The organism is Actinomyces sp. 594 (assembly GCF_019325145.1).
Taxonomy (GTDB): Bacteria; Actinomycetota; Actinomycetes; order Actinomycetales; family Actinomycetaceae; genus Actinomyces.
Genome location: NZ_PIZC01000057.1, coordinates 46,478 through 53,270 on the forward strand (window position 1 = coordinate 46,478; position 6,793 = coordinate 53,270).

Below are 6,793 nucleotides of genomic sequence, written 5' to 3' on the forward strand. Positions count from 1 at the left end.
GGGGTACGTGGAGTCGTCAGAAGTGCCAAGGCGTCGGTGCCAAGTGCCGAACCGTCATCCCGGAGCGTGAAGTGAGCCAGCCCGGTCTGCGCCCCTCGCAGCGGCGCCCAGCCCCCGCGGTAGCAGAGTCACTGGAGTCGGCGGCCAGCGCCGTCCGCGGCTACCGCCTCCGTCCAGGAGCCGCGTGGTCTCAACGAATACGACGAGTCATCCGCTGCCACCAACACGGCCTGGCACCGGGCCGACGTCGTCATCATCGGCCCCAGCCACAGCACCCACAAACCAAAGCCTAGGCTGTACTCGTGACGCTAACGAGATAAGTCATATATCACTTATATTCGACAACCGATATTACATTACGGTGCTTTTCAACTACGTGTTGCGGTAATGGCTTCGCAGCCTTAGCGACTCGTGCCAGTTTTAATGACGGCACGTCAGTATCGGGGTCTTCAGGCTCGTCGCATATGCAGCTGCCGGAACCCAGGTCTGGCCCGCGGTGTAGGGACCGTTTCTCGGGCCTAGGAGGAGGCCCCGCCGCACATGGGGTCGGTCCATGTCTGACGAGGACGTCTTGGCCGAGACGGGGTCGTATTCGGGATGGGCCGAATGCACTAACCGTTAGGCGCAGCTGACCGCCCCTGAACCGCCGAACCGCCGCGCCCTGCCCACAGCGCAACAGGCCAAGCAGCCAAGCACCACCCAGCAGACTCCCACCAGCCAACGCGCCTCACCACCCCTTTCACGAAGACCCACTAAGCCGGCGCCGAGATGGACCGGGTAGGACCTGAGGGAGAGCACGCGGGTAGACGAAAGGATTATCCGGTCGCATAGGATGGGCGCGTTTCACCACGGCGCACGGGAGGGCGGCACATGCAGCACCGCACGCAGGAAACGAGTTACATCTCCACCCGGGGAGGCATGGCGCCCACCGGCTTCCTGGGTGTGCTCCTGTCCGGCTTGGCCCCCGACGGCGGCCTCGCCGTCCCTGCCGCAGTGCCGCGGGTGTCCGCCGCCACTCTGGAGTCGTGGCGGTCGCTGAGCTACCCGGAGCTCGCGGCCGAGGTCATTGGCCTGTACGCCACCGACATTCCGGCCGAAGACCTGCGCGCGCTCACCTCCGCCGCCTACGGTCCGGAGCGCTTCCCGGCGCCGGTGGTACCGCTGCGCCCGCTCGACGCCGTCGCCCCCGGACTCGCCCTGGTGGGGTTGTCCGAGGGGCCGACCATGGCTTTCAAGGACCTGGCCATGCAGTTCCTCGGCCAGGCGATCCCGTATCAGCTGGCCCGCGAGGGACGCGTGCTCAACATCCTCGGCGCCACCAGCGGGGACACCGGATCAGCGGCCGAGCACGCCTTCCGCGGACGCGACGGCGTCAGCGTCTTCATGCTCTCCCCGCAGGGACGCATGAGCGATGTGCAGCGTGCGCAGATGTACTCCCTGGCAGATGCCAACATCCACAACATCGCCGTCGAAGGCGTCTTTGACGACTGCCAGAACCTGGTCAAGGCGATCAACAACGACGCCGCCTTCAAGGCCGAGTACTCCATCGGTGCGGTCAACTCCATTAACTTCGGACGCATCGCCGCCCAGGTCGTCTACTACGTGTGGGCCTGGCTGCGCGCCTCCGACGGCGTCGCGGAGGGTGACGCCGGAGCGGCAGTGGCAGCCGGGGTAGACGGGTCGAGCATCGGAGCCGGCGCCTTCCGTGTGGACGTGGCCGTCCCCAGCGGCAACTTCGGCAATATCTACGCCGGCCACCTGGCCCGCACCATGGGCGTGCCCATCCGGCGGCTCATTCTGGCCACCAATGAGAACAACGTGCTGGACGAGTTCTTCTCCACCGGCGTCTACCGGCCGCGCAACAGCACGCAAACCCTGGCCACATCCAGCCCATCCATGGACATCTCCAAGGCCTCCAACCTAGAGCGCTTCATCTGGACTCTGCTCGGTGCTGAGGAATTCCAGTCCCGCTGGCCCGAGCTGGAGCGCACCGGGGTACTGGACCTCTCCGATCAGCTGGAACGGATGCACTCTGAGTTCGGTTTTACCTCAGGCACTTCCACGCATGCGGACAGGCTCGCCGCTATCCGGCGGGTGCACGATGCCACAGGCACCCCGATCGACCCGCACACCGCCGACGGCGTCACCGTGGCTTTGCGTCTTATGGACCGTGGCTTTCCGACCCTAGTGCTGGAGACCGCCAGGCCGGAGAAGTTCCCGCAGACCGTTGCCGAAGCACTCGGCACCCCACAGGCAGTACCCGAGGCGATCCGTCGCCTGCTGGACGCCGAGCAGCACGTGGTGGACATCCCCTACGACGAGTCGCGGCTGCGTGCACTCATTGCCGCCGACGCATTGCGACCCTGAGCACGCTGAGCTATCAACTCAGCGGGGCCGACATGTTTCACGTGAAACATCGGCGCACGCGGTGCAGGTGCGGTGTGCACCGTCGGCTGGGGTCTCCGTAGCCCAGCCACGCCCGGCGGCCGCACCGTCGACGGCATCGCCAGCCACCGCGTCTCCCGTGCATTCCGGCGGGTGATGTTTCACGTGAAACATTGCGACTCAGCCATCCTGGTTCAGTGGGACCGCCCCCGTGCAGTCGGCGTAGGTCGCCGCCGAACACCGCCAGGGCATTGCTGCGCATACGCGAGCCCGGCACGCTGAGCCGCCGGAGACGGCACTCATCGCAATGCGCCCGCACCCGGCCTCCCGAGACGACAGCGCCAACGCTCGGTTCCTGCTCGCACCGCTGGCCCCCTGAGTACGGCACGCTAATTGCGCGCGCTCCATAGCGGCCGACACCCTCACATCGTCTGCCTTGCGCCGCCGCCGTCGACGCCGAGGGCGTCGATAGGAGCCTCCGGCAATACGTTCTGGTTGCGGACGCTTTCCAGAGCGAGCGGCTGAGGCCGTAGTCGGCAACGGCGCCACTCGACACACGCACAGCGCGTCTGTTGGCACAGGCTTCTTGAAGCACACAAAGCGGGATCAACCGCGTCCGGGTAGGCGAGGGCTGCTCTGGGGGGACTAGTCCGTGAGACCGGCCGGTCGGTCGCTCGTCTACGCCGACGTACTTCGCCTCGGTCGGCTGAGGCCTTCAATCATCTCCGGCACACTCCGGCGCGGTCGCCATACCGGTTGGTACAGGACGCTTCGGCGCCGCAACAGTCCCTACCCGAGAGCCGAGCTGCCACCAACACGTCACCCCATGCACAGTGGGGTGCATCGGCTGCTTAGAGGTCTATGGGTTCAGCCGCACCAAGAGTCTCACGCTAGCCGTCAAGCACCCATCATCGCGCCACAACCTTGCTTCTCCTCCGAGCGACTCCCTTCCCTTCCCTCCGCCCCTGATCCACGAGTAGCACGGGGAGACGGTGCATATGCGGAGCGCTACCACCTACACAAACCTACGTGCATACGCGCCCCCGCATCATCCACCCGCATACCGAAGCCATCTCCACCTTCACTGCCATCGTGGGGGCAGATGTGCGGGAGGGGCCGTCGCGGAGAGCCAACGGCTGGCGCAACGGTAACCGGAGCCCCTCATCGTGGCGGCCGTCGCGGGGGGTAGACGACAGGTACGGCCGTCGCGCGGATTGAACGGCAGGTGCGTCGCCAGAGCATCCCTGGCCGTGATGGTCATCGCGGGGGTGGACGCCGGGTCAGCAGCCCTCGCCGTGTCAGCCCTCGCCGTGGTGGTCATCGCGGGGAGTACACGGCGGGGGCGGCCTTTGCGGAGTTGGACGCCGGGTCCGCTCTCGCCGCGGTGGTCATCGCCGTGGTGGTCATCGCGGGGTTGGACGCCGGGATAGCTCTCGCCGTGGCGGACGTCGCCACTGTGGCGTCCCGGTGATGACCACCGTCGCGCAAGCAGGTGTACGTCGTACCAAGACTTCCGGCCGTCTTCCCACGCGTCGGAGTGGCTTGCCCGCGTTGGTGCAGGTTGCGGCACTCACGCCCAGAACCACCGGCTCCCGCAGGACTTCCCCCGGCGCGTACACCTAGGCCGGCGCACCCGTTAGTGCAGCCACGCCATACGCAGAGCACGAACCGCCCCGAATTCGCGGTCACGCAGCACCTTGCCGATTCGCGCTCGAGCCATGCGTGGTTCCCTCCCGTGCGTAGCCGCCCACCCCAACGAGCTGCCCGTTGATGTTTCACGTGAAACATCCTCCTAAGACCACCGCAGGATGCAAGGGGATACGCGACTCCGGTGGATACGCAGCGCGGCGCGGCCCTGCGCCGTCGGCAAGAGTCACTGAACAGAGCCCACAACCCCGATGTTTCACGTGAAACATCGCCGCATACCGCCGGCGTGGCAGACTATTGCCCGAAAGCACACCCGCCGGGAGGGAAAATCACGTGACCGAGACGAACCCACAACGAGGCAACCGGCTGGATCCCTGGCTCGACTCCTACGCCACCCGCGCGTACGGCCTACGTGAGTCCGAGACCCGCTCCCTGTTCGCCGTCGCCTCCAGGCCCGAGGTGGTCTCACTGGCAGGCGGCATGCCCAACTTGAAAGGCCTCCCACTGGACGCCCTGGCAGAGGCGACCGCTCGCATGATCCGTAAAGACGGCGGCCGCGCACTCCAGTACGGGAACGGTCAGGGAATGCCGCGCCTGCGGGAGCAGATCCCCGAGGTTATGGCACTAGAGGGAATCGACGCCGACGCCGACGACGTTGTCATCACTACCGGCTCGCAGCAGGCCGTCGACATCGTCACCGAGCTGTTCATCGACCCCGGCGATGTCATCCTCACCGAGGCGCCCACATACGTCGGCTCCCTGTCCATCTTCTCCACCTACCAGGCCGACATCCAGCAGGCACCTATCGATGCCGAAGGCGTCATCCCCGCTGCGCTGGAGGAGGCCATCACCGGCCTGGAGCGGCAGGGTCGTCGAGTGAAGTTCTTCTACTGCCTGCCCAACTTCCACAACCCGGCCGGCGTCACCCTCTCGGAGGAGCGGCGCCCACAGGTCATTGAGATCTGCCGCCGGCACCACATCCTCATCATCGAGGACAATCCCTACGGTCTACTCGACTTCCAGGGGCGCACCCACACGGCGCTTAAGACCCTGGCGCCCGACGACGTCGTCTACCTGGGTTCATTCTCCAAGATCTTCGCCCCCGGTTACCGCGTCGGCTGGGCCGTGGCACCACCCGCCGTGCGCGACAAGATGAAGCTCGCCTCCGAAGCCGCCATCCTGTGTCCGAGCTCGGTGGGCCAGTTCTCGATCTCGACCTACCTGGACAACTTCGACTGGCGCAGCCAGATCAGCGACTTCCGCACCATGTACCGCAAGCGGCGTGACGCCATGGTCGACGCCCTCGCCGAGTTCATGCCGATGTGCACGTGGAACGTACCCGAAGGCGGCTTCTACGTCTGGGTGGGCCTACCCGAGGGCCTAGACGCCAAGGAGATGCTGCCGCGAGCCGTCACGAACCTCGTCGCCTACGTCTCCGGTACCGCCTTCTACGCCGGAGGAAGAGCGGGCCGCGACCATATGCGACTGTCCTTCTGCTACCCCGAGCCAGTTGAGATCCGGGAAGGTGTGCGTCGGCTTTCCGAAGTAGTTGCCCACGACCTAGACCTAATCGATCTCTTCGGTCCTGCCCGTCAGCGCCCGTCGGGTGGGGTCTCCGCGCCGTCTCCGGATCAGGTCTGAGCCGGTCACCGCATGCCAGCAATTCGACACCAAGGAGCCACCATGCCTGACACCTCCACAACCCCTGACACACCTACCAGCGCCTCACCGGAGGCACCTACCCCCACCGCCGCACCCCTGCGGGTGGCCATCCTCGCCGGCGGTCTCAGCCATGAACGCGAGGTCTCACTGCGTTCAGGGAACCGGGTCATGGGTGTGCTGAAGCACCTGGGCCACACGGTCGTGATGCTCGACGTCGACGCCCGCACCATCCCTTCGCTCAAGGCATTCAGCCCCGACGTCGTCTGGCCACTGGTGCACGGCGGGCACGGGGAGGACGGCGGCCTGCAGAACGTGCTGATCGCCCTTGGCCTGCCGTACGTCGGCACGCACTCCGACGGCTGTCAACGCGCCTCCTTCAAGCCGACCGCCAAGGCGTCTGTGCGTGCTGCCGGCGTACTCACACCGGACTCCGTTACCCTGCCCAAGGCGTACTTCAGCCAGCTTGGCGCCCAGGAGGTACTAGGCGTGGTCGCCAGCCACCTCGGCCTACCCGTCGTCGTAAAACCGAATCAAGGCGGCTCCGGACTGGGGGTCTCCTATGCGTCCGACGCGGATGAGCTGCGCACCGCCATGGTTTCCTGCTTCGCCTACGATGAGCGGGCCCTGATCGAGAACTACGTCGAGGGCACCGAGCTCGCCGTCTCCGTGGTGGATACCGGCGATGGTCCCAGGGCGCTGCCGCCCGTGGAAGTCGTCTCACAGGGTCGCTATGACTTTGACGCCCGCTACAACCCCGGCCGCTCCGAGTACTTCGTTCCCGCCCGCCTGGACTCCGAGTCACTGGAGCGCGTCCAGGAGATGGCGGTGACCGTGCACCGCACCCTGGGGCTGGGAAACATCTCCCGCACCGACCTGATTCTCGATGCGAACGGTCAGCCCTGGTTCATCGACGTTAACGTCATCCCGGGCATGACCGAGATGTCCCTGTTCCCAATGGCCGCTAAGGCTGCTGGCGACTTGCCGCAGTTGTACGACCGGCTGGTGCACAGTCCGGCGGTTCACTGCTGACACATCGATCCGGTTACTCGTTACCGGGGATAGTCGCGGGCCGCGATGTTTCACGTGAAACATCGCGGCC

The 6,793-nt window shown here is 66.0% G+C and carries 3 protein-coding genes; all 3 read left to right on the plus strand.

Annotated features, from left to right (window positions below):
• Nucleotides 1–870: 870 nt before the first annotated feature.
• The 3 genes from thrC to GZ998_RS09800 all read left to right on the plus strand — a co-directional run bounded on the left by thrC (nt 871) and on the right by GZ998_RS09800 (nt 6,723).
• Nucleotides 871–2,367 (plus strand): threonine synthase, encoded by a 1,497-nt coding sequence (gene thrC, locus GZ998_RS09790; protein WP_219109732.1) that lies wholly within the window; start codon nt 871–873, stop codon nt 2,365–2,367.
• A gap of 1,998 nt (nt 2,368–4,365) precedes the next feature.
• Nucleotides 4,366–5,673 (plus strand): PLP-dependent aminotransferase family protein, encoded by a 1,308-nt coding sequence (locus tag GZ998_RS09795; protein ID WP_162679612.1) that lies wholly within the window; start codon nt 4,366–4,368, stop codon nt 5,671–5,673.
• Between the two features lie 42 nt (nt 5,674–5,715).
• Nucleotides 5,716–6,723 (plus strand): D-alanine--D-alanine ligase, encoded by a 1,008-nt coding sequence (locus GZ998_RS09800; protein WP_219109733.1) that lies wholly within the window; start codon nt 5,716–5,718, stop codon nt 6,721–6,723.
• The last annotated feature ends 70 nt before the right edge of the window (nt 6,724–6,793 follow it).

Coding starts and splice junctions, on each gene's coding strand:
- GZ998_RS09800 (WP_219109733.1), top strand. CDS start 5,716: ATGCCTGACACCTCCACAACCCCTGACACACCTACCAGCGCCTCACCG.
- thrC (WP_219109732.1), top strand. CDS start 871: ATGCAGCACCGCACGCAGGAAACGAGTTACATCTCCACCCGGGGAGGC.